The sequence below is a fragment of the Serratia sp. NGAS9 genome (assembly GCF_009905295.1).
GTDB classification, from domain to species: Bacteria; Pseudomonadota; Gammaproteobacteria; order Enterobacterales; family Enterobacteriaceae; genus Serratia; species Serratia bockelmannii.
This window is the reverse complement of record NZ_CP047605.1, coordinates 4,121,066-4,145,577: the sequence shown is the minus strand read 5'-3', so window position 1 is coordinate 4,145,577 and position 24,512 is coordinate 4,121,066. Positions and strand designations below refer to the sequence as shown.

Below are 24,512 nucleotides of genomic sequence, written 5' to 3'. Positions count from 1 at the left end.
GGCCTCCGCGTAGGGTTATTCCGGCGAACGGTTTTTCTTGCTGCGCATCAGATTGAGCGCCTCTACCGACATGGAGAAGAACATGGCGAAGTAGATGTAGCCTTTCGGCACGTGCACCTGGAAGCTTTCCAGCATCAGCGTGAAGCCCACCAGGATCAGGAACGCCAGCGCCAGCATTTTTACCGATGGATGACGGCTGACGAACTCGCCGATCGGCCGGGCGGCGAACATCATCACGCCGACGGCGATCACCACCGCCGCCATCATGATGAACAGATGGTCGGAGAGGCCCACGGCGGTAATCACCGAGTCCAGACTGAAGATGATATCCAACAGCATGATTTGCACGATCGCGCCGAAGAAGCTGTGCACCTTGGTGTGGTGCTCTTCTTCCGACCCCTCGATGGTTTCGTGGATCTCTTTGCTGGCTTTCCAGATCAGGAACAATCCCCCCAGCAGCAGGATCAAATCGCGGGCGGAAATAGAGTGATCCAGCACGGTGAACAGCGGGTGCGTCAAGCGGATCACCCAGGCGATAGAGGCCAGCAGCGCCAGACGCATAATCATGGCGGCGGCCAGCCCGAGCCGGCGAGCTTTGTTCTGTTGCGCTTTGGGCAGCTTGGCTACCACCAGCGACAGAAAAATGATGTTATCAATACCCAGTACGATCTCAAGAATGGTTAGCGTACCTAACGCTAACCAGGCATTGGGATCCATAATCCATTCGAACATTGCCCGACACACCTTAATACTAAATAAATGCAAAGTGTGAATTATACGCGTTTATCGCGGCGCTGACAGGGTTAGCTAAACCAGAGTTAAACGAAATCGCCTAGATTGAGAAATGTCTTGCCAGCAGCGCGCCGGTAAAACCCTTTTTCAGATAGAAACCGCGCGGCAGCGTCATGATAGGTTGCCCCTGTTCGCCGATGGCTTCGGTGAGCGCCTTGTTGTTGGCCGCTTTGGGGCGCAGTTGCAGCACTTCGCCGTGGCGCGCGGTGATGCGTTCTACGTGACCGAGCACGATCAGATCCATCAGTTCTTCCCAATCGCGGCGCAACCTCTCTTCTTCTGCCGCGCTCGGGCTCCACAGCAGCGGCGAACCGACGCGGCGCTGGGCTAGCGGGATCTGCCGTTCGCCTTCTACCGGTATCCATAACACGCGCGCCAGCTTGTGGCGAACGTGGCTGCTGGCCCAGGTGACGCCGCTGTTGCCGGTGAGCGGGGCGACGCAGACAAACGTGGTTTCCAGCGGTTTGCCGGCGGCGTCGACAGGAATGGTTTTCAGCTCAATGCCCAGCTCGGGAAAATCCTGTTCCGGTTTGCTGCCGGCCATGGCGCCGAGATACAGCTCCAGCAGCATGCCCACCCAACCCTTATCGCGTTTCAGATCCTTGGGGATCGGCAATTGCGCACGGGCGGCCAGTTCACCAAAGCTGAAGCCGGCCAGCGCCTGAGCGCGCTCGAACAGCTGCCGTTCATTTTCCGGCGGGGGCGGCAAAGGGGATAAAAATGCCATAAATTAAGCCTGTCGAATTTGGTTGAAAAATGTACTGCAATTATACACGGCGAGCGATAACCGCTGTCGCCTGGGGAAAAGAATAATAGTAGCATGATTTTACATGACTTTTTTTCTTTCCTTACGTGGTCGACAATACACTCACGGGGCTTGTTCACCTGAAGCCACCGACAATAAACAGGATCTTACACCTATTTATCCACAGATTTATGGGATAACCCAAATTTTTGCCGATCACTGGTTCAATTTACAGCCTTGACTCAGGCGGTTTTTTACGAATTTGTCCGTTTTGTGCGTAACTTGCCCGCATAATCTGTGGATAAAAACGGCGTTGGTGGATCTTTCGCCAGGGTAAGATCCTTACCGTGCATAGATCACATTTTTGACCTGTTCATCATTGCGCGTTGTTGGTTAATTGTATGTTTTTAAAGTAAATGTGTGTTTTTCGGTATGAGGGGATATTTGAGGGTGTGAGAGTTTTACCGGCTTATCCCTCGAGTTCTGCACACACCTATCCACAGAAAAAGTGAATAAAACCGGCTTAAAAGGCTGGGGTATGTTTATAACTTTGCCTATATCTGTGAGTTATCCCAATGTTATCCGGCCCGCAGCGCCGTAAAGCAGTGGTTTACCGCCTGTAGCTTGTGTGAAACAATCAGGACATCTATGCGAATTTAAGCTTATCGAGGTAGTCCGGTGATCGATGATGATGGCTACCGCCCGAATGTTGGTATCGTAATCTGTAATCGTCAGGGGCAGGTCTTATGGGCCCGCCGTTACGGTCAGCACTCCTGGCAGTTTCCCCAAGGTGGGATTAACCCTGGCGAAACTGCGGAGCAGGCGATGTACCGTGAGCTGTTCGAAGAAGTGGGGCTGAGTAAAAAGGATGTGCGCATCCTGGCTTCGACCCGCAACTGGTTGCGCTATAAATTGCCGAAACGTTTGGTGCGTTGGGACACAAAGCCGGTTTGTATCGGCCAAAAGCAAAAATGGTTTTTGTTGCAGCTACTGTGCAATGACGCTGATATCAATATGCAGCGCAGCAGCACGCCGGAGTTCGACGGTTGGCGCTGGGTGAGCTTCTGGTATCCGGTGCGCCAGGTGGTGTCGTTTAAACGCGACGTCTACCGCCGGGTGATGAAAGAATTCGCCGTGACCGTGATGCCGATGCAAGAGCAGGCGGCACCTCGGCAGGCCCCCGCTTATCGCCGAAAGAGAGGTTAAGTTAAGCCGACTATGCTCACGCGCTTGCGAGAAATTGTAGAGAAGGTGGCCGCGGCGGCCAGTCTGACGGATGCGCTGGATCTGCTGGTCAATGAAACCTGTCTGGCGATGGATACCGAAGTGTGTTCCATCTACCTGGCGGACAACGATCGCCGCTGTTATTACCTGATGGCCACGCGCGGGCTGAAAAAGCCGCGCGGGCGCACTATCGCATTGGCGTTTGACGAAGGCGTCGTCGGGTTGGTCGGCCGCCGGGCCGAGCCTATCAACCTGGCCGATGCCCAAAGCCACCCCAGTTTCAAATACGTTCCGCAGGTGAAAGAGGATCGTTTTCGATCCTTCCTCGGGGTGCCGATCATTCACCGGCGCCAGCTGCTGGGCGTGCTGGTGGTGCAGCAGCGCGAGCTGCGCCAGTTCGACGAAAGCGAAGAGTCTTTCATGGTCACTCTGGCCACGCAGATGGCCGGGATCCTGTCACAGTCACAGCTCAACGCCATTTTCGGCCAGTACCGCCAAACGCGCGTGCGCGCGCTGGCGGCCTCGCCCGGCGTGGCGGTGGCGGAAGGGTGGCAGGACAGCAGCCAGCCTTCGCTCGATCAGGTTTACCGCGCGTCGACGCTGGACACCGCCAGCGAGCGCGAACGCCTGACGTTGGCCTTGGAAGAGGCCGGCGCTGAATTTCGCCGCTTCAGCAAGCGTTTTGCCGCCAGTTCGCAAAAAGAGAGCGCGGCGATCTTCGATCTTTATTCTCACCTGTTAAACGATGCCCGCCTCAAGCGCGAACTGTTCGCCGAAATCGACAACGGTTCGGTGGCGGAATGGGCGGTGAAACAGGTGATAGAAGCTTTTGCCGAGCAGTTTGCCAAACTGCAGGACACCTACATGCGCGAGCGCGGCAGCGACCTGCGCGCGCTGGGCCAGCGCCTGCTGTTCCACCTTGACGACACCACTCAGGGCGCCACCCAGTGGCCGGCGCGTTTTGTGCTGGTGGCGGATGAACTGACCGCGACATTGCTGGCCGAAGTGCCGCAGGATCGCCTGGTCGGCGTGGTGGTGCGCGACGGCGCCGCCAACTCGCATGCGGCGATTTTGGTGCGGGCGATGGGCGTGCCGACGGTGATGGGCGCCGACATCCAGCCTTCTCTGCTCAGCCAGCGGCTGCTGATCGTTGATGGGTATCGCGGCGAACTGCTGGTCGATCCTGAGCCGGTGCTGGTGCAGGAATACCAACGGCTGATCAGCGAAGAACAGGAACTGAGCAAGCTGGCGGAAGACGACGTCGAACAGCCGGCGCAGTTGAAAAGCGGCGAACGCGTTCAGGTGATGTTGAACGCCGGCCTCAGCCCGGAACATGAACAGCTGTTGGGCGGCCGGGTGGACGGCGTGGGATTGTACCGCACTGAAATTCCGTTCATGTTGCAAAGCGGTTTCCCTTCCGAAGAAGAACAGGTCGCGCAGTATCAAGGTATGTTGCAGCTTTACCCCAACAAACCGGTCACGTTGCGCACGCTAGACATCGGCGCCGACAAGCAACTGCCCTACATGCCGATCAGCGAAGAAAATCCCTGCCTGGGCTGGCGCGGCATTCGCATCACTCTGGACCAGCCGGAGATCTTTTTGATACAGGTGCGCGCCATGCTGCGCGCCAATGCCGGCACCGGCAACCTGGGCATTTTGCTGCCGATGGTCACCAGCCTGGAAGAGGTCGATGAGGCCAAGCGCCTGATTGACCGCGCCGGGCGCGAGGTGGAAGAGGTGCTTGGCTACGCGATCCCGAAACCGAAAATCGGCGTGATGCTGGAAGTGCCGTCGATGATTTTCCTGATCCCGCATTTGGCCGGGCGCGTCGACTTCATCTCGGTAGGCACCAACGATTTGACCCAGTACCTGCTGGCGGTGGATCGCAACAACACGCGGGTAGCCTCGCTGTACGACAGCCTGCATCCCGCGATGCTGCAGGTGCTGAAGCTGATCGCCGAACAGGGGAAAGCGGCCGGGCTGCAGCTTAGCCTGTGCGGTGAACTGGCCGGCGATCCGATGGGCGCGCTGTTGCTGGTGGGCATGGGCTATCGCAATCTGAGCATGAACGGCCGCAGCGTGGCGCGCATCAAATACCTGCTGCGACATATCGACCTTGCCGACGCGGAAGTGTTGGCGCTCCGGGTGTTGAACACCCAAATGACCACGGAAGTGCGCCATTTGGTGGCGGCGTTTATGGAGCGACGCGGCATGGGCGGGTTGATTCGCGGCGGCAGATAATCGCCGCGCGATGTGATTTTTTTACAGAACTTTTCCCGCGCTGCCGGCCCGGACCGCGCTAAGCCTATGTTATGATGCGCAACCTCAGCGCGACGCATGTTCGTCGTCTTGCAAACCGCAGCGGCCAATGCTGCCGTTTGCAAGGCGCGAGGTAATGTCCGTCGCCGTTTGGCACCTGCCGCCCCCGCATGGGGAAAAATAACAGACATGTTGTGGTGATAGATGAGCAATAGCTATCTGGCGTTTCCTAAATTTGATCCGGTCATTTTCTCCATTGGCCCGGTTTCTTTGCATTGGTACGGCCTGATGTATCTGGTCGGCTTCGTTTTTGCCATGTGGCTGGCGGTGCGCCGCGCCAACAAGCCGGGCAGCGGCTGGACCAAAGACGAAGTGGAAAACCTGCTCTATGCCGGTTTCCTGGGCGTATTCGTCGGCGGCCGCGTGGGCTATGTGCTGTTCTACAACCTGCCGTTGTTCCTGGATAACCCGCTCTATCTGTTCAAGGTCTGGGATGGCGGCATGTCGTTCCACGGCGGTTTGATGGGGGTGATTCTGGTGATGTTCTGGTTCGCTCGTCGCACCAAACGCACCTTCTTCCAGGTTTCCGATTTTATCGCGCCATTGATCCCGTTCGGTTTGGGCGCCGGCCGCCTCGGCAACTTCATCAACGGTGAACTGTGGGGCCGCGTGACTACCGACACCCCTTGGGCGATGCTGTTCCCAAGCTCGCGCAGCGAAGACGTGGCGCTCGCCGCCGCCGATCCTTCTCTGCTGCCGCTGCTGAACCAGTACGGCGTGCTGCCGCGTCACCCGTCCCAGCTGTATGAACTGCTGCTGGAAGGCGTGGTGCTGTTTATCATTCTGAACCTGTTCATCCGCAAGCCGCGGCCGATGGGTGCCGTATCGGGCCTGTTCCTGATCGGTTATGGCGCATTCCGCATCATCGTCGAAGCGTTCCGCCAGCCGGATGCCCAGCTTGGCCTGTTCGACGGCGTGATCAGCATGGGGCAGATCCTGTCCATCCCGATGGTGGTGGCCGGTATTATTATGATGATTTGGGCGTACCGTCGTCGCCCGCAGCAACAACTGTCGTGAGGGACAAATGAAACAGTATCTGGATTTGATGAACAAGGTGCTCGCCGAGGGCACTCCTAAAGCCGACCGTACCGGCACTGGCACGTTGTCGATTTTCGGCCACCAGATGCGTTTCAATTTGCAGGAAGGCTTCCCGTTGGTGACCACCAAAAAATGTCATCTGCGTTCGATCATTCATGAGCTGTTGTGGTTCCTGAACGGCGATACCAACACCGCCTACCTGCGTGACAACAAGGTCACCATTTGGGACGAGTGGGCCGATGAAAACGGCGATCTCGGCCCGGTGTACGGCAAGCAGTGGCGCGCCTGGGGGGCGGCGGATGGTCGTCAGATCGATCAACTGAGCAACGTGCTCCAACAGCTGAAGCAGGATCCGGATTCGCGCCGCATCATCGTTTCCGCCTGGAACGTCGGTGAGCTGGACCAGATGGCGCTGGCGCCGTGCCACGCGTTCTTCCAGTTCTACGTGGCGGACGGCAAGCTCTCTTGCCAGCTGTACCAGCGTTCCTGCGACGTGTTCCTGGGCCTGCCGTTCAACATCGCCAGCTATGCGCTGTTGGTGCACATGATGGCGCAGCAGTGCGATCTGGAAGTGGGTGATTTCGTCTGGACCGGTGGTGATACCCACCTGTACAGCAACCACATGGAACAGACGCGGCTGCAGCTGACGCGTGAACCACGTCCGTTGCCGAAACTGGTGATCAAACGCAAGCCGGCTTCGCTGTTCGATTACCGTTTCGAAGACTTCGAGATCGAAGGTTACGATCCGCATCCGGCCATCAAGGCGCCGGTCGCGATCTGACCTTAACCGCATCACACCAGGGGCGCAGCGATTGCGCCCCTTTTTTGTATGCAAAAACCCCCAGCTAGGCTGGGGGTTCCGTAAAGCTTTCAGCTTTGAGCCAGTTATAAAGACCCCTTTTGATTTGTTAAAACAGTTTGCGGTCTGGCAACTGCGAACGTTCAACAAGAAATCAAAAGGGGGTCCCTATGAGGGACGAAAAGAGCTTAGCGCACACGCGCTGGAACTGTAAATATCACATAGTATTTGCGCCGAAGTACCGAAGACAGGTGTTCTACGGGGAAAAGCGCAGAGCAATTGGCAGTATCTTAAGAAAGCTTTGTGAATGGAAAAGCGTGAATATTCTGGAGGCGGAATGTTGTGTGGATCACATCCATATGCTTCTGGAAATTCCCCCCAAGATGAGTGTATCGGGGTTTATGGGGTATCTGAAGGGCAAGAGCAGCCTGATGCTTTATGAGCAGTTTGGGGATTTGAAGTTCAAATACCGTAACAGGGAGTTTTGGTGTCGAGGGTATTACGTTGATACGGTGGGTAAAAATACAGCCAAGATACAAGAATACATAAAGCACCAACTGGAAGAGGATAAGATGGGTGAGCAGTTGTCGATCCCCTATCCAGGTAGCCCGTTTACGGGTCGTAAGTAACCGATAGAAGCAAATGTCAGATCGCGATGCGCCTGTTAGGGCGCAGCTGGCAAGAGAGCCTTATAGGCGCATATGAAAAACCTCCGGCTATGCCGGAGGATATTTATTTATCCGCATTGCGCGCCGCGCCGCATTTTATTGTCGCCACTTGTCACTATAAGGAAAACATTGCGCAGCTTGCCGCAAGGCTTGCGCATGCGGCTTTACCACTTTGTTACGGCCCTTACACTGGCCGCATGAATGAAAATACGCTATCGAACATCGATGACCGCCAGCGTGGTATGACGCTGATTGAGCTGTTGGCGGCGCTCCTGATCGCCGGCATGCTCACCGGCTGGGGCGTCGGGCAATGGCGCTATCATCAGCAAGCGCTGCGGCTGGAACACACGGCCCAACAGCTGCTGGCGTTTTTGCTGCGACTGCAGGCGGACGCCAACTGGCGCAACCGCCCGGCGCTGCTGTGGTTCAAGAACGGCACGCCCTGGTGTCTGGGCGGTGGCGTGCCGCCGCCGGATTGTGGTTCAGCCGAAGGCCCCGTTTTTTCACCGTTTTATCGCGACGTTGCGCTGAGCGGTTATACCGACAAAGAAATCGGGTTTTACGGTTTGCGCAATACTGCGCAGGCGGGGCATATCCAGCTCAGCAATGAGGCAGGCGGCCTGCGGCTAGTGCTGTCTGCCCGAGGGCGGCTGCGTTTATGCAGCGAAGGGCTCCGGATAAGGGGGATCGCGCCATGCTGACTGTCGAACGCGGTTTTACTCTGCCGGAGGTCATGTTGGCGCTGGTGTTCGGCAGCGTGATCGCGCTTGGCGCGGCAAAAACTTACCCGCTGTTACGCCAGCAGAACGTGGCCGTTGGTCAGCACTTTCGGCTGGAGTCAACGCTGCGACAGCTGGCGTTCGGCATTGAGAAAGATCTGCGCCGCGCCGGTTTTTGCGCCGGGCAGTGCGCAGGCCGTCCGTTGCTGATCGGCCAGGCATCGGGAGAAGCGGCGGGCAGCTGCGTTATCGTCGCTTACGACATCACCCGCAGCGGGCAATGGCCCACCTCGGGCGGGGATGCAGGCTATTTCGGTTATCGGCTGCGCAATGGCGGCTTGGAAGGGCAGCGCGGCGTAAGCCAATGCGATGGCGGCGGCTGGGAGCGGCTGCTCGATCATGACGAAGTGCGCATTGAGCGGTTTCATGTGGCGATAGAGCGGGGCGATCACGGCGCAGCGTTGGCTCGTCTGACGCTGACGGGGCGCTCCACCAGCGATACGCGTATCAGGCGCAGTCTGAGCGGGAGCGTCGAAATGGCGGCGCTGCCATGAAGCGGCGCACCCAGCGAGGCGGTAGCACCCTGGCGGCGGTGATGCTGCTGCTGGCGCTGGGGCTGATGTTGCTCAATGCTCAGCATCGGCAATTGGATAACGCGCTGTTACTGGCCGCCGATCAGCAGCGTTACCTTCAGGCTTACAATCAGGCCGCTTCGGCGCTGAGTTGGGGGATGAGCCAGCGCTGGCCGCGCGCCGAGCTGAGTGCAGCGGCCTGGCTATGCAGGCAGCGCGTGGAATTGACGGCCTGCGCCCGGCTGTCTACCAGAGCGGGGGTGGTGACGGTACGCGGCCTTGGTGAGATGCACGGGGGGGAGCCGCTTTGGCTGTATCAATGGGGCGTGTTTGACGATGCAGAGGCTGCTGGCAAGGTGCAAGCGCAGCCAGGGGGGCGGCTGGATTTTTGCCCCGAGAAAAGGCTGGCTGACTGCGATGGCTAACGCTCGCGCAGGGCGGCTATCCCGCAACGGCTTCAGCCTACCGGAGGTATTGGTGGCAGCCTTGCTGTTCTCGGTGTCGCTGCTTGGCTTGTTACAGTATCATCAGGTGCTGTTGCAGTCGTTTCAGCGCCAGTGGCACTACCGGCAAGCCTGGGCGCTGGCGCACCAGCAGTTGGAAGCGTTCGCCGTCACCGGGCGGCTCGATGCCAAACCACCGCCGGAAGGCTGGCGACGTGAGGCGGCGCTTGACGATGCGGAGAGTGATTGCCGTCGATTGACGGTCAGGGTTCAAACGCCGCAGCGGCAGTGGGCAACGCTGAGCCGTTGGTATTGCACCCGTTTTTGAGCCGGTATGTTTTTTGTTTTAAAGGAGCGTTCATGTTCACGGTTTATCATTCCAATCAGCTGGATTTATTGAAGACGCTGACCAGCGCGCTGATAGCCAGAGATCCGTTGGCCGATCCTTTTCAACAGGAAGTGGTACTGGTGCAGAGCCCCGGGATGGCGCAATGGCTGCAGATGCAGCTGGCGGAACAATTCGGCATCGCCGCCAATGTCGCGTTTCCGCTGCCAGCGACCTTTATTTGGGACATGTTCACCCGGGTGCTGCCGGATATCCCGAAAGAGAGCGCCTTCAGCAAGGACGCCATGACCTGGAAGCTGATGTGGTTGCTGCCAGAGATGCTGACCCAACCGGCGTTTGCGCCGCTGCAGCACTATCTGACCGATGACGGCGACAAGCGCAAAATTCATCAGCTGGCCGGCCGGGTCGCCGACCTGTTCGACCAATATTTGGTTTATCGCCCGCAGTGGCTGGAGAGTTGGCAGCGCGGTGAGCGCATCGACGGTCTGGCGGAGGCTCAGCAATGGCAGGCGCCGCTCTGGGCGCGGTTGGTAGAGTACACGCGCGAACTGGGGCAGCCGGAATGGCACCGCGCTAATCTGTACAGCCGCTTTATCCACGCGCTGGAGCAGGCAAAAACGTGCCCGCCCGGTTTGCCGCCGCGGGTGTTTATCTGCGGCATCTCGGCGTTGCCGCCGATCTATTTGGAGGCGCTGCAGGCGCTGGGGCGGCATATCGATATCCACCTGATGTTCACCAACCCCTGTCGTTATTACTGGGGCGACATTCAGGATTACGCTTTCCTGGCCCGCTTGCAGAGCCGCAAGCGTCGTCATTACCATCAGGCGCGTGAGCAAGGGCTGTTTCGCGAGCCGGCCGACGCGGCGCGCCTGTTTGACGCCGAAGGTCAGCAGCAGCTCAGCAACCCGCTGCTGGCCTCCTGGGGCAAGCTGGGGCGCGATCACCTCTATCTGCTGTCGCAGATGGAAGGGGCGCAAGAGGTCGACGCCTTTGTCGATATCCCGGCGGATACCATGCTGCACGCCGTTCAGCGCGACATGCTGGAGTTGGAAGATCATGCGGTGATCGGTATTACCGCGGAAACGCTGGAAAGCAGCGTCAGCAAACGCCCGCTTGATGAGAATGACCGCTCCCTCAGCCTGCACGCCTGCCACAGCCCACAGCGGGAAGTGGAGGTGCTGCATGATCAACTGCTGACCATGCTGGCGCAGGATCCGTCGTTGACACCGCGCGACATCATCGTGATGGTAGCGGATATCGACAGCTACACGCCTTATATTCAGGCTGTGTTCGGCAACGCCCCCGCCGAGCGCTACCTGCCGTTCGCCATTTCTGACCGTAAAGCGCGGCAGGCGCATCCGGCGCTGCAGGCGTTCATTTCACTGCTCGATTTGCCGCAAAGCCGCTTTACCTCGGAACAGGTGCTGGCGCTGCTGGAGGTGCCTGCCCTGGCTACCCGTTTCGCCATCGGCGAAGAGGGGCTGCGCCTGCTGCGTCACTGGGTTGGTGAATCCGGCGTTCGCTGGGGCCTGGACGACGATAACGTGCGCGAACTGGATCTGCCCGCCACTGGCCAGCATACCTGGCGCTTCGGCATTACGCGCATGCTGCTCGGCTACGCGATGGACAGCAATGCCGGCGATTGGCAGGGCATTTTACCTTACGACGAATCGAGCGGGTTGGCCGCCGAGTTGGCGGGGCAGTTGGCAGACCTGCTGGCGCAGCTCAGCCACTGGCGGCAAGTCTTGAGCGAAGCGCGCCCGCTCGAGGCGTGGCTGCCGTTGTGCCGGCAACTGCTGGATGCCTTCTTCGCCGCGGACAGCGACACTGAAGTCGTGCTGGCGCTGATCGAACAGCAGTGGCAGCAGGCCATCAATTTTGGCCTGGCGGCGCGCTATCCCGACGAGGTGCCGTTGACCATTCTGCGTGACGATCTGGCGGCGCGCCTCGATCAGGAACGCATCAGTCAGCGCTTCCTCGCCGGGCAAATCAACTTCTGTACGCTGATGCCGATGCGTTCCATTCCGTTCAAGGTGGTGTGCCTGCTGGGAATGAACGACGGCGTGTATCCGCGCACGCTGCCGCCGCTGGGGTTCGATCTGATGGCGCAGCAGGTCAAACGTGGCGACCGTAGCCGTCGCGATGACGACCGCTATCTGTTCCTGGAAGCGATTTTGTCCGCTCAGCAGCGGCTGTATATCAGCTTCATCGGCCGTTCCATTCAGGACAACAGCCCGCGCTATCCTTCGGTGCTGGTCACCGAGCTGCTGGAGTACCTGGAGCAAAGCTATTGTCTGCCGGGAGACGAGGAACTTAGTGCAGACGACAGCGCCCGCCGAGTGGGCGAGCACTTGCTGAAGTGGCATGCGCGCATGCCGTTCGCCGCCGAGAATTTCTTGCCGGGCTCGGAGGCGCAAAGCTATGCCGCCGAGTGGCTGCCCGCCGCCGATGGTCGCGGTGCGGCGCATCCGGCGTTCAACCAGCCGCTGCCCGCCGAAGCGCTGCAGCAAATAGCGTTGGATGAGCTGCTGCGGTTTTATCGCCATCCGATTCGTGCCTTCTTCCAGCTGCGCTTGGGCGTCAGTTTTATCCTGGAAGAGACCGAGTTGCCGGACGAAGAACCCTTCACGCTGGATAACCTCAGCCGTTACCAGTTCAACAGTCAACTGCTGAATACGCTTATCGACGGCGACGATCCCGAGCGGCTATTCCAGCGGGTGCGCGCCGCCGGTGGGTTGCCCTATGGCGCCTTCGGCGAAATTTATTGGCAAAAGCAGCAGGAAGAAATGAGCGAACTGGCCGAGCAGGTGCGTGCGGAACGGGCGCAGAGCCATAGCCTGGAGCTGGATATCGATATCGCCGGCGTGCGCCTCAGTGGCTGGCTGCACCAGGTGCAGGATGACGGCCTGTTGCGCTGGCGGCCCGCTACGCTGTCGGCGGTGGACGGCATATTGTTGTGGCTGGAGCACCTGGTGTATTGCTGTGCCGGCGGCACCGGCGAGAGCCGCATGTATGGCCGCAAGAACTCCGCCTGGCGCTTTGCCGCGCTGGCGCCAGAAGAGGCGCAGGCACAGTTGGCGGAGCTGCTGGCGGGCTATCAACGCGGTCTGTGTGAGCCGCTGCTGTTGCTGAACAAGAGCGGCTGGGCGTGGCTGAGCCAGTGCTATCTGCCGGAAACGCAGCAAATCGACTGGGAGGAAGACGCGCAAATTAAGGCCCGCGCCAAATTGCTGCAGGCCTGGCAGGGCGATCAGCGCATTCCCGGAGAAGGGGAAGATCCCTACGTGCAGCGAGTATTCCGCCAATTGGATAATGAATACTTGGCGCAAATTCTGGCCGAAACAGAGCGTTATCTGCTGCCGGTGGCGCGGCATAACCTGGGGTAACAATCCCCCGGTGGTGCTGTGCAGCGGGAGGTGGTAAAAATAACGAAGGTTATATTCAACCATTGGGGTAATTCCCGGTCTGACATAACGTACAGGCATATACCCGCCGTGTTCGGACCGCCACATTGGCGAAGAACCCGGCGAGTACCGATTTGGTTATGTGGTTTTGATGCACGTCGCCAACGTCAGGGAGTGGGCGTAGCGACGTCAGAATAGGGGTTTATTTTGGATATGCGCAGACAGTTGGCCCGTATCGCCGGGCTGGTATTATTGGCTATGTGTTGGGCACCGTTGAGTTGGGCCGCGCAAGGATGGCAACCGCTGGCGGAGAAGATCAACAAGAGCGAACACGATCCGCGTCAGTACGAGGCGATCAAGTTGGCTAACGGCATGACGGTGTTGCTGGTGTCCGATGCCCAGGCGCCGAAATCGCTGGCGGCGCTGGCATTGCCGGTCGGGTCGCTCGAAGATCCGAACAGCCAACTGGGCTTGGCGCACTATCTGGAACATATGGTGCTGATGGGCTCCAAACGCTATCCAGAGCCGGAAAACCTGTCCGAATTCCTGAAAAAGCACGGCGGCAGCCATAACGCCAGCACGGCCTCTTATCGCACCGCCTTCTATCTGGAAGTGGAGAATGACGCGCTGGAGCCGGCGGTCGATCGCATGGCCGACGCCATTGCCGAGCCGCTGCTGGATCCGGGCAATGCCGATCGTGAGCGCAACGCGGTAAACGCCGAATTGACGATGGCGCGTTCGCGCGACGGCATGCGCATGGCGCAGGTCGGCGCGGAAACCCTTAACCCGGCGCACCCGAGCGCGCGCTTCTCCGGCGGCAATCTCGATACGCTGAAAGACAAGCCGGACAGCAAGTTGCATGATGAACTGACCGGCTTCTATAAACGCTACTACTCCGCCAACCTGATGATGGGCGTTTTGTACGGTAATCAGCCGCTGCCGCAGTTGGCGGATATTGCGGCGAAAACCTTTGGCCGCGTGCCGAATCACGACGCCAGCGTGCCGCCGATCACCGTGCCGGCCGTGACGCCGGAACAGCAGGGAATCATCATTCACTATGTGCCGGCGCAGCCGCGCAAGCAGCTGAAGGTCGAGTTCCGCATCGATAACAACAGCGCCGCGTTTCGCAGCAAAACCGATACCTACATCAGCTACCTGATCGGCAACCGCAGCAAAAACACCCTGTCTGACTGGTTGCAGAAGCAGGGGCTGGCGGATGCCATCAATGCCGGCGCGGATCCGATGGTCGATCGCAACGGCGGCGTCTTCGCCATCAGCGTTTCACTGACCGACAAAGGTCTGGCCAAACGCGACGAGGTCGTCGCCGCCATTTTCAACTACCTGAAAATGCTGCGCAGCGAAGGCATCAAGCAGAGTTATTTCGACGAAATCTCGCACGTTCTGAATCTGGACTTCCGTTATCCGTCGATCACGCGCGACATGGACTACATCGAATGGCTGGTGGACACGATGCTGCGTGTGCCGGTTGAGCATGCGCTGGACGCACCCTACCTGGCCGATCGTTATGATCCCAAGGCGATCGCTGAACGTCTGGATGCCATGACGCCGCAAAATGCGCGCATCTGGTTCGTCAGCCCCGATGAGCCGCACAACAAGACGGCCTATTTCGTCAACGCGCCTTACCAGGTCGACAAAATCACGCCACAGCGCTTTACGCAGTGGCAGCAGCTGGGCAGCGGCATTTCTCTGTCGTTGCCAGCGCTCAACCCGTACATTCCGGATGATTTCACCCTGACCAAACCGTCGCACGAGTTCAAAAAGCCGGAAATGGTGGTGGATAAACCCGGCCTGCGCGTGCTGTATATGCCGAGCCGTTATTTCGCCGACGAGCCGAAGGCCGACGTCACCGTCGCTTTCCGCAACGCCAAGACCATGGATTCCGCGCGCAACCAGGTGCTGTTCTCGCTGACGGATTATCTGGCCGGCCTCGCGCTGGATCAACTGAGCTATCAGGCGTCGGTCGGCGGGTTGAGTTTCTCGACGTCGCCGAACAACGGCCTGATGTTTAACGCCAACGGCTTTACCCAGCGTTTGCCGCAGTTGTTGACGGCGCTGATCGAGGGCTATTCCAGCTTCACGCCGACGGAAGATCAGCTGGCGCAGGCCAAATCCTGGTACCTGGAGCAGTTGGACGCCGCCGAGAAGGGCAAAGCGTTTGAGCTGGCCATTCAGCCGGTGCAGATGGTTTCCCGCGTGCCGTATTCCGAACGCAGTGAGCGCCGCGAAGTGCTGAAGACGCTGACGCTGAAAGACGTGCTGGCCTATCGCGACAGCCTGCTGGCCGAGGCCACGCCGGAGCTGTTGGTGGTGGGCAACATGAGCAAGCAGCAGGTCGACACGTTGGCGTCGACGTTGAAACATCGTCTGGGCTGTACCGGCATCGAATGGTGGCACGGCGAAGACGTGGTGGTGGACAAGAATCAGCTAGCCAACCTGCAACAGGTGGGCAGCAGCACCGACTCGGCGCTGGCGGCGGTCTATGTGCCGACCGGCTACGACGAAGTGACCGGCATGGCCTACAGCTCGCTGCTGGGGCAGATCATTCAGCCGTGGTTCTACAGCCAGCTGCGCACTCAGGAGCAATTGGGGTATGCGGTCTTCGCCTTCCCGATGTCGGTGGGCCGCCAGTGGGGCGTGGGCTTCCTGCTGCAGAGCAACAGCAAACAGCCGGCCTACCTGTACCAGCGCTATCAGGATTTCTACCCGAAAACCGAGAAGCGCTTGCGCGACATGAGCGAGGCCGATTTTGAGCAGTACAAACAGGCGCTCATCAATGAGCTGAAGCAGCGGCCGCAAACCCTCAGCGAAGAAGCCAGCCGGTTCGCCAACGATTTCGATCGCGGCAATTTCGCCTTCGATACCCGTCAGAAGCTGATTGCGCAGGTGCAACAGCTGACGCCGGCCAAGCTGGCGGATTATTTCCACCAGGCGGTGATCCAGCCGCAGGGGCTGGCGGTGCTGTCGCAGGTGAGCGGCAGCGGGCAAGACAAGGCGGATTACGCGGCGCCTAAGGATTGGGTTACCTATCCGAACGCGTCGACATTGCAGCAGATCCTGCCGCGCAAAGTGGCGACGCCATGACGGAAGTTGCCCCGCAGAGGCTGGAGCCGCTGACGTTACCGCTGTTCGGCGAACGCCTGATCGAGGCGTCGGCGGGCACCGGCAAAACCTTTACCATCGGCGCGCTGTACCTGCGTTTGCTGCTGGGGTTGGGCGGTGAAGCAGCGTTTCCCCGGCCGCTGACGGTCGAAGAAATCCTGGTGGTGACCTTTACTGAGGCCGCCACCGAGGAGCTGCGCGGGCGCATCCGCGAAAATATCCACGGGCTGCGCATCGCCTGCGTGCGCGGTATCAGCGCCAACCCGCTGTTTACGGCGCTGATGGCTGAAATTGACGATTTGACCGACGCCGCCTCGCAGCTGCTGGCGGCGGAGCGGCAGATGGACGAAGCGGCGATCTACACCATTCACGGCTTTTGCCAACGAATGTTGACGCACAACGCCTTTGAGTCCGGCATGCTGTTTGAACAAACGCTGGTGCAGGACGAGCTGCCGCTGCGGCGGCAGGCCTGTGCCGATTTCTGGCGTCGCCACTGCTATCCGTTGCCGCTGGGCGTGGCGCGAGCGGTCAGCCAGGAGTGGAGCGGCCCGGAAGCGTTGCTGGCCGACCTTTCCGGTTATCTGCACGGTGAAGCGCCGGCGCTGCGTCGGCCGCCGAAGGACGAAGAAACCGTCCTGATGCGCCACGAGCAGATCGTCGCGCGCATCGACGCCATCAAGGCGCAATGGCGGGCGGCGGCGGGCGATCTGGAGGCGTTAATCGCCCAGTCCGGCGTCGATAAGCGCAGCTACAGCAGCAAACACCTGCCGAACTGGCTGAACAAGGTCGGCGAATGGAGCGGGCAGGAGACCCAGGACTACCAGTTGCCGAAGGAACTGGATAAATTTCGCCAGTCGGTGCTTCTGGAGAAGACCAAGAAAGGCGAACCGCCACGGCATGCGCTGTTCACGGCAATAGATGCGCTGTTCGATGAGCCCTTGACGCTGCGCGACCTGATCATGGCGCGCGCGCTCAGCGAGATCCGCACTTCCATTCAGCAAGAAAAGCGCCAGCGCGCCGAGCTGGGGTTTGACGACCTGCTCAGCCGGCTGGACGGCGCCTTGCAAAGCGGTGGCGGCGAACAGCTGGCACAGGCGATCCGCCAGCGTTACCCGGTGGCGATGATCGATGAATTCCAGGATACCGATCCGCAGCAATACCGCATTTTCCAAAAACTTTACGTCGGCCGGCCCGATTGCGGCCTGCTGCTGATCGGCGATCCCAAGCAGGCGATTTACGCCTTTCGCGGTGCCGACATCTTTACCTACATGCGGGCGCGCTCAGAGGTGAGCGCCCACTATACGCTGGAGACCAACTGGCGCTCGTCGCCGTCGATGGTCGCCAGCGTTAATCACCTGTTTTCTCAGGTAGAAAAGCCTTTCCTGTTCGGCCAAATCCCCTTTATCGAGGTCAGCGCGGCGGAAAAGAACCAAGGGCTGGCGTTTGAATTGCACGGCAAGCCGCAACCGGCGATGCAGTTCTGGCTGCAGCAGGGGGAAGGCGCCGGTGTAAGTGATTACCAACAGCTGATGGCGCGCCTGTGCGCCACGCAAATTCGCGACTGGCTCAGCGCCGGGCAGCAGGGCCAGGCGTGGCTGCAGGGCGGCAAGATGCCAAGGCCGGTACAAGCCTCCGATATCACGGTGCTGGTGCGCAGCCGCAATGAGGCGGCGTTGGTGCGCGATGCGCTGAGTGCGCTTTCTATTCCTTCGGTGTATCTGTCCAACCGCGATAGCGTGTTCGACACCCCGGAGGCCAAAGACCTGCTGTGGTTGTTGCAGGCGGTGTTGGCGCCGGAACAAGAGCGCACGCTGCGCAGCGCCATGGCCACCGGGCTGATGGGGCTGGACGCGCCGACGTTGGACGGCCTGAGCCGCGATGAGCGCGCCTGGGACTCGCTGGTTAATGAATTCGACAGTTACCGTACGCTCTGGCTGCGCCGCGGCGTGTTGCCGATGCTGAGCGAGGTGATGAAAGCGCGCCAGCTGGCGGAGAACCTGCTGGCCAGCGCCGGCGGCGAGCGTCGCTTGACCGACGTGCTGCATCTGGGGGAGCTGTTGCAAGAGGCGGCGGCGCAGCTCGACAGCGAGCATGCGCTGGTGCGCTGGCTGGCGCAGCAGATCGCCCAGCCTAATCGTCAGTCCGATAATCAGCAGTTGCGGCTGGAGAGCGACCGGCATCTGGTGCAGGTGATCACGATTCACAAGTCTAAGGGGTTGGAGTTCGATCTGGTGTGGCTGCCGTTCGTCGGCAACTTCCGCCAGCAGCAACAGGCGCTGTATCACGATCGCCACAGTTTCCAGGCGTTGCTGGATCTCGACGCCAATGAAGAGAGCCAGGCCTGGGCGGAGGAGGAGCGATTAGCGGAAGACCTGCGTCTGCTGTATGTGGCGCTGACCCGCTCGGTGTACCACTGCAGCATCGGCATCGCACCGTTGTTCCAGGGCACGCGCAAGAAACAGGGCGATACCGATCTGCACCGCAGCGCATTGGGTTATCTGGTGCAGGGCGGGCAAGCCGGTGACGCCGTGTATCTGCAGGAGCGGCTGCAGCAATTAGCGGGCGGCGGTATCGCGCTGTCGCTGGTTGAACCGCCGGATGAAGAACCCTGGCACCCCCAGGCTTCGCTAACCGAGGCGTTGGAGGCGAAAAGCTTTACCCGGCGGATCCAGGATTTTTGGCGGGTGACCAGCTATACCGGTTTGCAACAGCACGGCGCGAGCCTGATGCAGGATCTGCTGCCGCGTCTGGATGTCGACGCGGCCGGTGAGCGCGGGGAAGAAAGTGAGCCAGCGCTTACACCGCATACCTTCCCGCGCGGCGCAACGCCCGGCACCTTCCTGCACAGCCTGTTTGAAACGCTGGACTTCACCCAGCCGCTCGACGAACAGTGGCTGCTGGAACAGCTACAGCAGCAAGGGTTCGCCGAACACTGGCAACCGATTCTGCTGGCGTGGATGCAGGTGCTGCTCAATACGTCGCTCGATGACAGCGGCGTGACGCTGGCGGCGCTGACGCCGCAGCATAAGCAGGCAGAGCTGCAGTTCTATTTACCGATTAATCGGCTGTTGCAGGCGAAGGAGCTCGATTCCCTGGTGAAGCGTTACGATCCGCTTTCCGCCCGCTGTCCGGCGCTGGATTTTCACCAGGTGCAGGGCATGCTGAAAGGCTTTATCGACCTGGTGTTCTGCTGGCAGGGCAAATACTACCTGCTGGACTACAAGTCCAACTGGCTAGGAGAGGACAGCAGCGCCTATACCCGGCCGGCGATGGAGCAGGCGATGGCGGAGCATCGTTACGATCTGCAATACCAGCTGTACACGCTGGCGTTGCATCGTTATCTGCGCCATCGGTTGCCGGATTATGATTACCGACGCCATTTTGGCGGGGTGATTTATCTGTTCCTGCGCGGCGTGGATGCGGCGCACCCGGGCAATGGCATTTTCACCTGTCTCCCCGAGTTTGAGTTGGTGGAGGGGATGGATCGCTTGTTCAGTGGCGAGGCTGCGGCGGCGGAGGAAGGATCATGATCGCACTGCTGGAGCAGGCGGTGGCGCTTGGCGCGCTGCGCCCGCTAGACGTGCAGTTCGCCCGCGTGGTGGCGAACGAAGACGAGCCTGATATTTTGCTGGCCGCCGCCTGCCTGAGCGCAGAGGCGGGGGCGGGTCATGTCTGCCTGATGCTGGAGCAGCTGCAGGCGGACACGCTGTTTGAAGGGCGCCAACCGGCGCTGGCGTTGGCGCTGTGGGAGGCCGTCGGGCGACCGGATAGCGCGCGTTGGCAGCAGCGTTTGGCGGCCAGTGCGGCGGTCGGGGATGGCAGCGGCGCAACGCCGCTGGTACTGCACGGGCCGCGTTTATACCTGCAGCGCATGTGGCAAAACGAAGGTGAAGTAGCGGCGTTTATCGGCGGCGAAGGTGAATCGCTGGCGGTGCCGGAGGAGGCGTTGCGCGCCATTCTCGACCGCTTGTTCGGCACGGCGAGTGACGAACCCGACTGGCAGAAGATCGCCGCCGCGGTGGCGGCTACGCGGCGTATCGCGGTAATTTCCGGCGGACCGGGTACCGGTAAAACCACCACCGTCGCCAAGCTGTTGGCGGCGCTGGTGCAGCTGGATGAAGGCGAACGCTTGCGCATCCAGCTGGCGGCGCCGACCGGCAAGGCAGCGGCGCGCCTGACGGAGTCGCTTGGCAGCGCCAGCCGTCAACTGGCATTGACCCCGGCGCAGCAGGCGTTGTTCCCGACGGAGGCGGCGACGTTGCACCGTCTGTTGGGAGCGCAACCGAACAGTCAGCGCATGCGCTATCACCGTGGCAACCGGCTGCATTTGGATGTGCTGGTGGTGGATGAGGCTTCGATGGTCGATCTGCCGATGATGGCGCGCCTGATTGCCGCGCTGCCCGATCGGGCGCGGGTGATTTTCCTTGGCGACCGCGATCAGCTGGCTTCGGTAGAGGCCGGCGCGGTGCTGGGGGATATTTGCCGTTTTGCCGAGCAGGGATACAGCGATGCGCGTGCCGCAGAGCTGAGCCGCCTGACCGGCTGTTCGATCGAAGGGCGGCAGGCCGACGCGGAAGCGGCGGTGCGCGATAGCCTGTGTCTGCTGCGCAAGAGCTATCGCTTCGATGCACGTTCCGGCATCGGCCAGCTGGCGTTGGCGGTCAACGCCGGCGCGGGGGATCGCGCACTGGCGGCACTAAACGGCAGTTTCGGCGATGTCGCGGGCTATGCGCTGGCGACGAGCGAAGAGTATCAGGCGCTGTTGGATGCCTGCGTGGCGGGCTACCGCGACTATCTGCGGCTGACCGCCGAAGGGGCGGACGCGGCGACGGTGCTGGCGGCTTTTGGCCGTTTCCAGGTGCTGTGTGCGCTGCGTGAAGGGCCGTTCGGCGTCGCCGGCCTGAACGAGCGCATTGAGCTCGGGCTGCAGCGTGCGGGCCTGATCGACCGCAAACCGGGCGTGCTTGGCCGCTGGTACCGGGGGCGGCCGGTGATGATCGGCCGCAACGACAGCGCACTGGGGCTGTTCAATGGGGATATCGGCATTACATTGCCGGATGAGCACGGCGATCTGCGCGTGCATTTCCAACTGCCCGACGGCAGTATCAAGTCGGTACAGCCAAGCCGTTTGCCGGCGCATGAAACCGCTTATGCCATGACGGTGCACAAATCACAGGGATCGGAGTTTGACCATACGGTTCTGGTGTTGCCGAACCATTTCCTGCCGGTGCTGACGCGTGAGCTGGTCTATACCGCGATCACTCGTGCGCGTAAGCAGCTCTCACTGTACGCTACGGAGACGGTACTGCTGCGGGCTATTCGCACGCCGACCCAGCGCCGCAGCGGATTGGCTGAACGGTTGCAGGCAACGGAATAAGCGATGAACGGGCGCGGCAACGGCCGCACCCACTGTGATTACAGATCCGCCAGCAGAATTTTGGAGCGGCGCTGGTAGTTGTACAACGCCTGTTTCTGCATCGGCAGCACGTCGACCTCCGCCGGGGTAAAGCCACGTTCCTGGAACCAGTGGATGCTACGGGTGGTCAGCACGAACAGCTTCTTCAGCCCCATCTGGCGCGCCTGATTTTCCACCCGCTGCAGCAGCATCTCGCCGCGCGAAGAACTGCGGTAATCGGGATGTACCGCGACACAGGCCATCTCACCGATTTTTTCCTCCAGGAACGGGTACAGCGCCGCGCAGGCGATGGTCAGGTTGTCGCGTTCGATAATGGTGAACTTGTCGATCTCCATCTCCAGCTGTTCACGCGAACGGCGCACCAGAATACCCTGCTGTTCGAGCGGCCGGATCAGTTCCAGGATGCCGCCGATGTCGTTGATCGTCGCCCGACGCACCTGCTCGGCGCTTTCCATCACGATTTGGGTGCCGATGCCGTCGCGCGAGAACAGCTCCTGCACCAGCGCACCGTCCTCCTGGTAGCTGATCAGGTGGCTGCGGCGCACGCCGCTGCGGCAGCCTTTCACCGCGCCGCGCAGGAAGCGCACGGTGCCGGAATGGTAGTCGCCGCCTTCCTCCAGCTCTTCAAGGCGCTTTTGCGCGTCGTTGGGGAACAGCTCGGAAAGGATGTTGCCTTCCGCGTCGGTCACGCCTTGTGAGGAGCAGAAACCGATCATTTTTTCCGCTTTCAGTTTGATCGCCAGCTGGGTAGCCACTTCTTCCGAAGTCAGGTTGAAGCTCTCGCCGGTGACCGAAACTGCGACCGGGCCGATCAGCACGATGGCGTTGCTGTCGAGCTGGCGGTGGATCGCTTCTTCATCGATACGGCGAATACGGCCGCTGTGGCAGTAGTCGATGCCGTCATCGATGCCCAGCGGCTGTGCGATGATGAAGTTGCCGCTGACCACGTTAATGTGCGCGCCTTGCAGCGGCGTGTTGTTGAGGCTCATCGACAGCCGGGCGGTGATGTCGAGCTGCAATAAACCGGCGGCCTGCTTGACCAGTTCGAGCGTATGGGCGTCGGTCACGCGGATGTGCTTGTGGTAGATCGGCTCAGAGTTATGCTGCGCTAGGTTGGCGTCGATCTGCGGCCGTGCGCCGTAAACCACTACCAGGCGGATGCCCAGACTATGCAACAGCCCGATATCGTTGACGATGTTGGAGAAATTCTCGTGTTCGATGGCTTCCCCGCCGAGCATGATGACAAACGTCTTGCCACGGTGGGCATTGATATAAGGGACTGAGTGACGGAATCCTTGCACCAGCTCTGTACTACGTTCCTTCACGGGCAAACCTCTTGTGAATATTTATACGATATTTTTGTATTTTTATTCTTTTATGGCGCTAATGGCAAGTGGGAAATCGTCATGAAGAGCGAGCTAAGGGCGCTAAATCGTTAATAAATTGAAAAACCATAAAAAGATTTTCTGATGACAGGGCTGGCATGATTGGTTAAAGTTTTTCGGCACCCTCATTTTATTGGTGTTTTTTTCATCTGTTGTAAACAGTTATTACTGCCGGAGCCGCATGCCAAACGCTAATCACAATCTGGGCCGCCGTCGTTTATTACAGGGCGTTGCCGCCAGCTGGTTGCTGAGTGTGAGTCGCACGGGCTTCGCCGCGTCATCGCACGTGATTGCCGTGCGCGTCTGGCCGTCCTCCACTTATACCCGCGTCACGCTGGAATCCAACGTCGAACTGAAATACAAGCAGTTTGCCCTGACCAATCCCGATCGCGTGGTGGTGGATATCGAAGGCGTCCACCTCAACAGCGTGCTGAAAGGTATTGCCGGGCAGGTGCGCGCCGACGATCCGTATCTCAAGCAGGCGCGCGTCGGCCAGTTTGATCAGAATACCGTGCGGCTGGTGCTGGAGCTCAAGCAGAGCGTCAGCCCGCATATTTTCACGCTGGCGCCGGTACCGGAGTATCGCAACCGTTTGGTGATGGATCTCTACCCGACCAAGGGCGGCAGCGGCGGTGAGGAGTATGATCCGCTACTGGCGTTACTGGAAGATTACAACAAGGGCGATCTGGAGCGCACGCTGCCGCCGGAAGCGCCGCAGGCCGGCAAGGCGGGGCGCGATCGGCCGATCGTCATCATGCTGGATCCTGGCCACGGCGGCGAAGATCCCGGCGCTATCGGCAAGTACAAGACGCGCGAGAAAGATATCGTGCTGCAGATTGCCCGCAAGCTGAGCGCCATGATCAAGCGCGAGCCGAACATGAAAGTGTTCATGACGCGCAACGAAGATGTGTTTATCCCGCTCAAGGTGCGTGTCGCCAAGGCGCGCAAGCAGCGCGCCGATCTGTTCGTTTCGATTCACGCTGACGCCTTTACCAGCCGCGCCGCGCGCGGTTCATCGGTGTTCGCGTTGTCCACCAAGGGCGCCACCAGCTCGGCGGCCAAGTTCCTGGCGCAGACGCAGAACGCGTCGGACCAAATCGGCGGCGTCAGCAAGAGCGGCGACCGCTATCTCGACCATACCATGTTCGATCTGATCCAGACCGCGACCATCAACGACAGCCTGAAGTTCGGCAAGGAAGTATTGAATCGGATGGGGAAAATCAACCGGTTGCACAAGAATCGCGTCGATCAGGCCGGTTTTGCGGTGTTGAAGGCGCCGGATATCCCGTCGATCCTGGTAGAGACGGCATTTATCAGCAACATCGAAGAGGAGCGCAAGCTGCGCACCAGCCATTTCCAGCAGCAGGTGGCGGAGTCGATTCTGGCGGGGATCAAGGCTTATTTCGCCAACGGCGGCGCGCTGGCGAGCCGATAAAAGCAGGGCCGGGCGCGAGTCCGGCTATTTTTGCGGATTGCAGATACAAAAAAACACCCGGAAGGGTGCTTATCTGTTGTCATCAAG

17 protein-coding genes are annotated in these 24,512 nt (G+C 60.0%); 14 read left to right on the top strand and 3 right to left on the bottom strand.

All coding sequences use genetic code 11. The features are described 5' to 3' along the window. Window positions 1–15 precede the first annotated feature (15 nt). Window positions 16–732 carry a TerC family protein gene (locus GUC32_RS19750; protein ID WP_141998872.1) on the bottom strand — a complete coding sequence of 239 codons (717 nt, stop codon included), beginning with the start codon at window positions 730–732 and terminating at the stop codon, window positions 16–18. 100 nt (window positions 733–832) lie between these two features. After that, window positions 833–1,519 (bottom strand): DNA mismatch repair endonuclease MutH, encoded by a 687-nt coding sequence (gene mutH / locus GUC32_RS19745; protein WP_025304067.1) that lies wholly within the window; start codon window positions 1,517–1,519, stop codon window positions 833–835. Between the two features lie 696 nt (window positions 1,520–2,215). On the opposite strand from mutH, the gene rppH reads away from it, so the two are divergent. The 13 genes from rppH (at window position 2,216) to recD (ending at window position 21,566) form a co-directional block, all read left to right on the top strand. Beyond that, window positions 2,216–2,743 (top strand): RNA pyrophosphohydrolase, encoded by a 528-nt coding sequence (gene rppH, locus GUC32_RS19740; protein WP_004931849.1) that lies wholly within the window; start codon window positions 2,216–2,218, stop codon window positions 2,741–2,743. 12 nt (window positions 2,744–2,755) lie between these two features. Then, entirely contained in the window at window positions 2,756–5,002 is a 2,247-nt protein-coding gene (ptsP, locus tag GUC32_RS19735) for a phosphoenolpyruvate--protein phosphotransferase (RefSeq protein ID WP_043139841.1), read from the top strand. A gap of 222 nt (window positions 5,003–5,224) precedes the next feature. After that, complete coding sequence (lgt, locus tag GUC32_RS19730) at window positions 5,225–6,097, top strand: prolipoprotein diacylglyceryl transferase (RefSeq protein ID WP_016929919.1); 873 nt, start codon at window positions 5,225–5,227, stop codon at window positions 6,095–6,097. 7 nt (window positions 6,098–6,104) lie between these two features. Beyond that, window positions 6,105–6,899, top strand: coding sequence for a thymidylate synthase (gene thyA, locus GUC32_RS19725; RefSeq protein WP_043139847.1), 795 nt, complete (start codon window positions 6,105–6,107; stop codon window positions 6,897–6,899). A gap of 188 nt (window positions 6,900–7,087) precedes the next feature. Beyond that, a complete protein-coding gene (tnpA, locus tag GUC32_RS19720; RefSeq protein WP_141997679.1) occupies window positions 7,088–7,546 on the top strand; it encodes an IS200/IS605-like element IS1541B family transposase in 459 nt (152 codons plus the stop codon). Between the two features lie 236 nt (window positions 7,547–7,782). Then, window positions 7,783–8,286, top strand: a complete 504-nt coding sequence (locus GUC32_RS19715) for a prepilin peptidase-dependent protein (protein ID WP_141998870.1) — start codon at window positions 7,783–7,785, stop codon at window positions 8,284–8,286. Next, complete coding sequence (locus GUC32_RS19710) at window positions 8,280–8,858, top strand: prepilin peptidase-dependent protein (protein ID WP_060448438.1); 579 nt, start codon at window positions 8,280–8,282, stop codon at window positions 8,856–8,858. Before GUC32_RS19715 ends, GUC32_RS19710 begins: the two co-directional genes overlap by 7 nt. Next, window positions 8,855–9,301, top strand: coding sequence for a YgdB family protein (locus GUC32_RS19705; protein ID WP_043139853.1), 447 nt, complete (start codon window positions 8,855–8,857; stop codon window positions 9,299–9,301). The genes GUC32_RS19710 and GUC32_RS19705 overlap by 4 nt, the downstream gene beginning before the upstream one ends. Next, a complete protein-coding gene (locus GUC32_RS19700; protein WP_099817551.1) occupies window positions 9,294–9,647 on the top strand; it encodes a prepilin-type N-terminal cleavage/methylation domain-containing protein in 354 nt (117 codons plus the stop codon). The genes GUC32_RS19705 and GUC32_RS19700 overlap by 8 nt, the downstream gene beginning before the upstream one ends. A gap of 32 nt (window positions 9,648–9,679) precedes the next feature. Next, window positions 9,680–13,051, top strand: coding sequence for an exodeoxyribonuclease V subunit gamma (gene recC, locus GUC32_RS19695; RefSeq protein ID WP_049208154.1), 3,372 nt, complete (start codon window positions 9,680–9,682; stop codon window positions 13,049–13,051). A 231-nt stretch (window positions 13,052–13,282) separates the two neighbouring features. Beyond that, the gene (gene ptrA, locus GUC32_RS19690) at window positions 13,283–16,171 is read left to right on the top strand and encodes a pitrilysin (RefSeq protein WP_369435390.1); all 2,889 of its coding nucleotides are present in this window, start codon (window positions 13,283–13,285) and stop codon (window positions 16,169–16,171) included. Continuing rightward, window positions 16,168–19,719, top strand: coding sequence for an exodeoxyribonuclease V subunit beta (gene recB, locus GUC32_RS19685; protein ID WP_369435389.1), 3,552 nt, complete (start codon window positions 16,168–16,170; stop codon window positions 19,717–19,719). Before ptrA ends, recB begins: the two co-directional genes overlap by 4 nt. Beyond that, entirely contained in the window at window positions 19,716–21,566 is a 1,851-nt protein-coding gene (recD, locus tag GUC32_RS19680; RefSeq protein WP_334274076.1) for an exodeoxyribonuclease V subunit alpha, read from the top strand. The genes recB and recD overlap by 4 nt, the downstream gene beginning before the upstream one ends. A gap of 38 nt (window positions 21,567–21,604) precedes the next feature. Here the strand turns inward: recD and argA are convergent, their stop codons facing one another. After that, the gene (argA, locus tag GUC32_RS19675) at window positions 21,605–22,930 is read right to left on the bottom strand and encodes an amino-acid N-acetyltransferase (RefSeq protein ID WP_342122022.1); all 1,326 of its coding nucleotides are present in this window, start codon (window positions 22,928–22,930) and stop codon (window positions 21,605–21,607) included. Between the two features lie 241 nt (window positions 22,931–23,171). Between argA and amiC the strand changes: the two genes are divergently transcribed. Then, window positions 23,172–24,425: an N-acetylmuramoyl-L-alanine amidase AmiC gene (gene amiC, locus GUC32_RS19670; RefSeq protein ID WP_004931882.1), complete on the top strand. Its 1,254-nt coding sequence runs from the start codon at window positions 23,172–23,174 to the stop codon at window positions 24,423–24,425. Window positions 24,426–24,512: the final 87 nt, after the last annotated feature.

What these genes read in the sequence shown, in the direction of transcription:
- GUC32_RS19710 (WP_060448438.1), top strand. Translation starts at nt 8,280, where the DNA reads ATGCTGACTGTCGAACGCGGTTTTACTCTGCCGGAGGTCATGTTGGCG.
- amiC (WP_004931882.1), top strand. Translation starts at nt 23,172, where the DNA reads ATGCCAAACGCTAATCACAATCTGGGCCGCCGTCGTTTATTACAGGGC.
- recB (WP_369435389.1), top strand. Translation starts at nt 16,168, where the DNA reads ATGACGGAAGTTGCCCCGCAGAGGCTGGAGCCGCTGACGTTACCGCTG.
- GUC32_RS19700 (WP_099817551.1), top strand. Translation starts at nt 9,294, where the DNA reads ATGGCTAACGCTCGCGCAGGGCGGCTATCCCGCAACGGCTTCAGCCTA.
- GUC32_RS19750 (WP_141998872.1), bottom strand. Translation starts at nt 732, where the DNA reads ATGTTCGAATGGATTATGGATCCCAATGCCTGGTTAGCGTTAGGTACG.
- recD (WP_334274076.1), top strand. Translation starts at nt 19,716, where the DNA reads ATGATCGCACTGCTGGAGCAGGCGGTGGCGCTTGGCGCGCTGCGCCCG.
- ptrA (WP_369435390.1), top strand. Translation starts at nt 13,283, where the DNA reads ATGCGCAGACAGTTGGCCCGTATCGCCGGGCTGGTATTATTGGCTATG.
- lgt (WP_016929919.1), top strand. Translation starts at nt 5,225, where the DNA reads ATGAGCAATAGCTATCTGGCGTTTCCTAAATTTGATCCGGTCATTTTC.
- tnpA (WP_141997679.1), top strand. Translation starts at nt 7,088, where the DNA reads ATGAGGGACGAAAAGAGCTTAGCGCACACGCGCTGGAACTGTAAATAT.
- recC (WP_049208154.1), top strand. Translation starts at nt 9,680, where the DNA reads ATGTTCACGGTTTATCATTCCAATCAGCTGGATTTATTGAAGACGCTG.
- GUC32_RS19705 (WP_043139853.1), top strand. Translation starts at nt 8,855, where the DNA reads ATGAAGCGGCGCACCCAGCGAGGCGGTAGCACCCTGGCGGCGGTGATG.
- GUC32_RS19715 (WP_141998870.1), top strand. Translation starts at nt 7,783, where the DNA reads ATGAATGAAAATACGCTATCGAACATCGATGACCGCCAGCGTGGTATG.
- ptsP (WP_043139841.1), top strand. Translation starts at nt 2,756, where the DNA reads ATGCTCACGCGCTTGCGAGAAATTGTAGAGAAGGTGGCCGCGGCGGCC.
- thyA (WP_043139847.1), top strand. Translation starts at nt 6,105, where the DNA reads ATGAAACAGTATCTGGATTTGATGAACAAGGTGCTCGCCGAGGGCACT.
- mutH (WP_025304067.1), bottom strand. Translation starts at nt 1,519, where the DNA reads ATGGCATTTTTATCCCCTTTGCCGCCCCCGCCGGAAAATGAACGGCAG.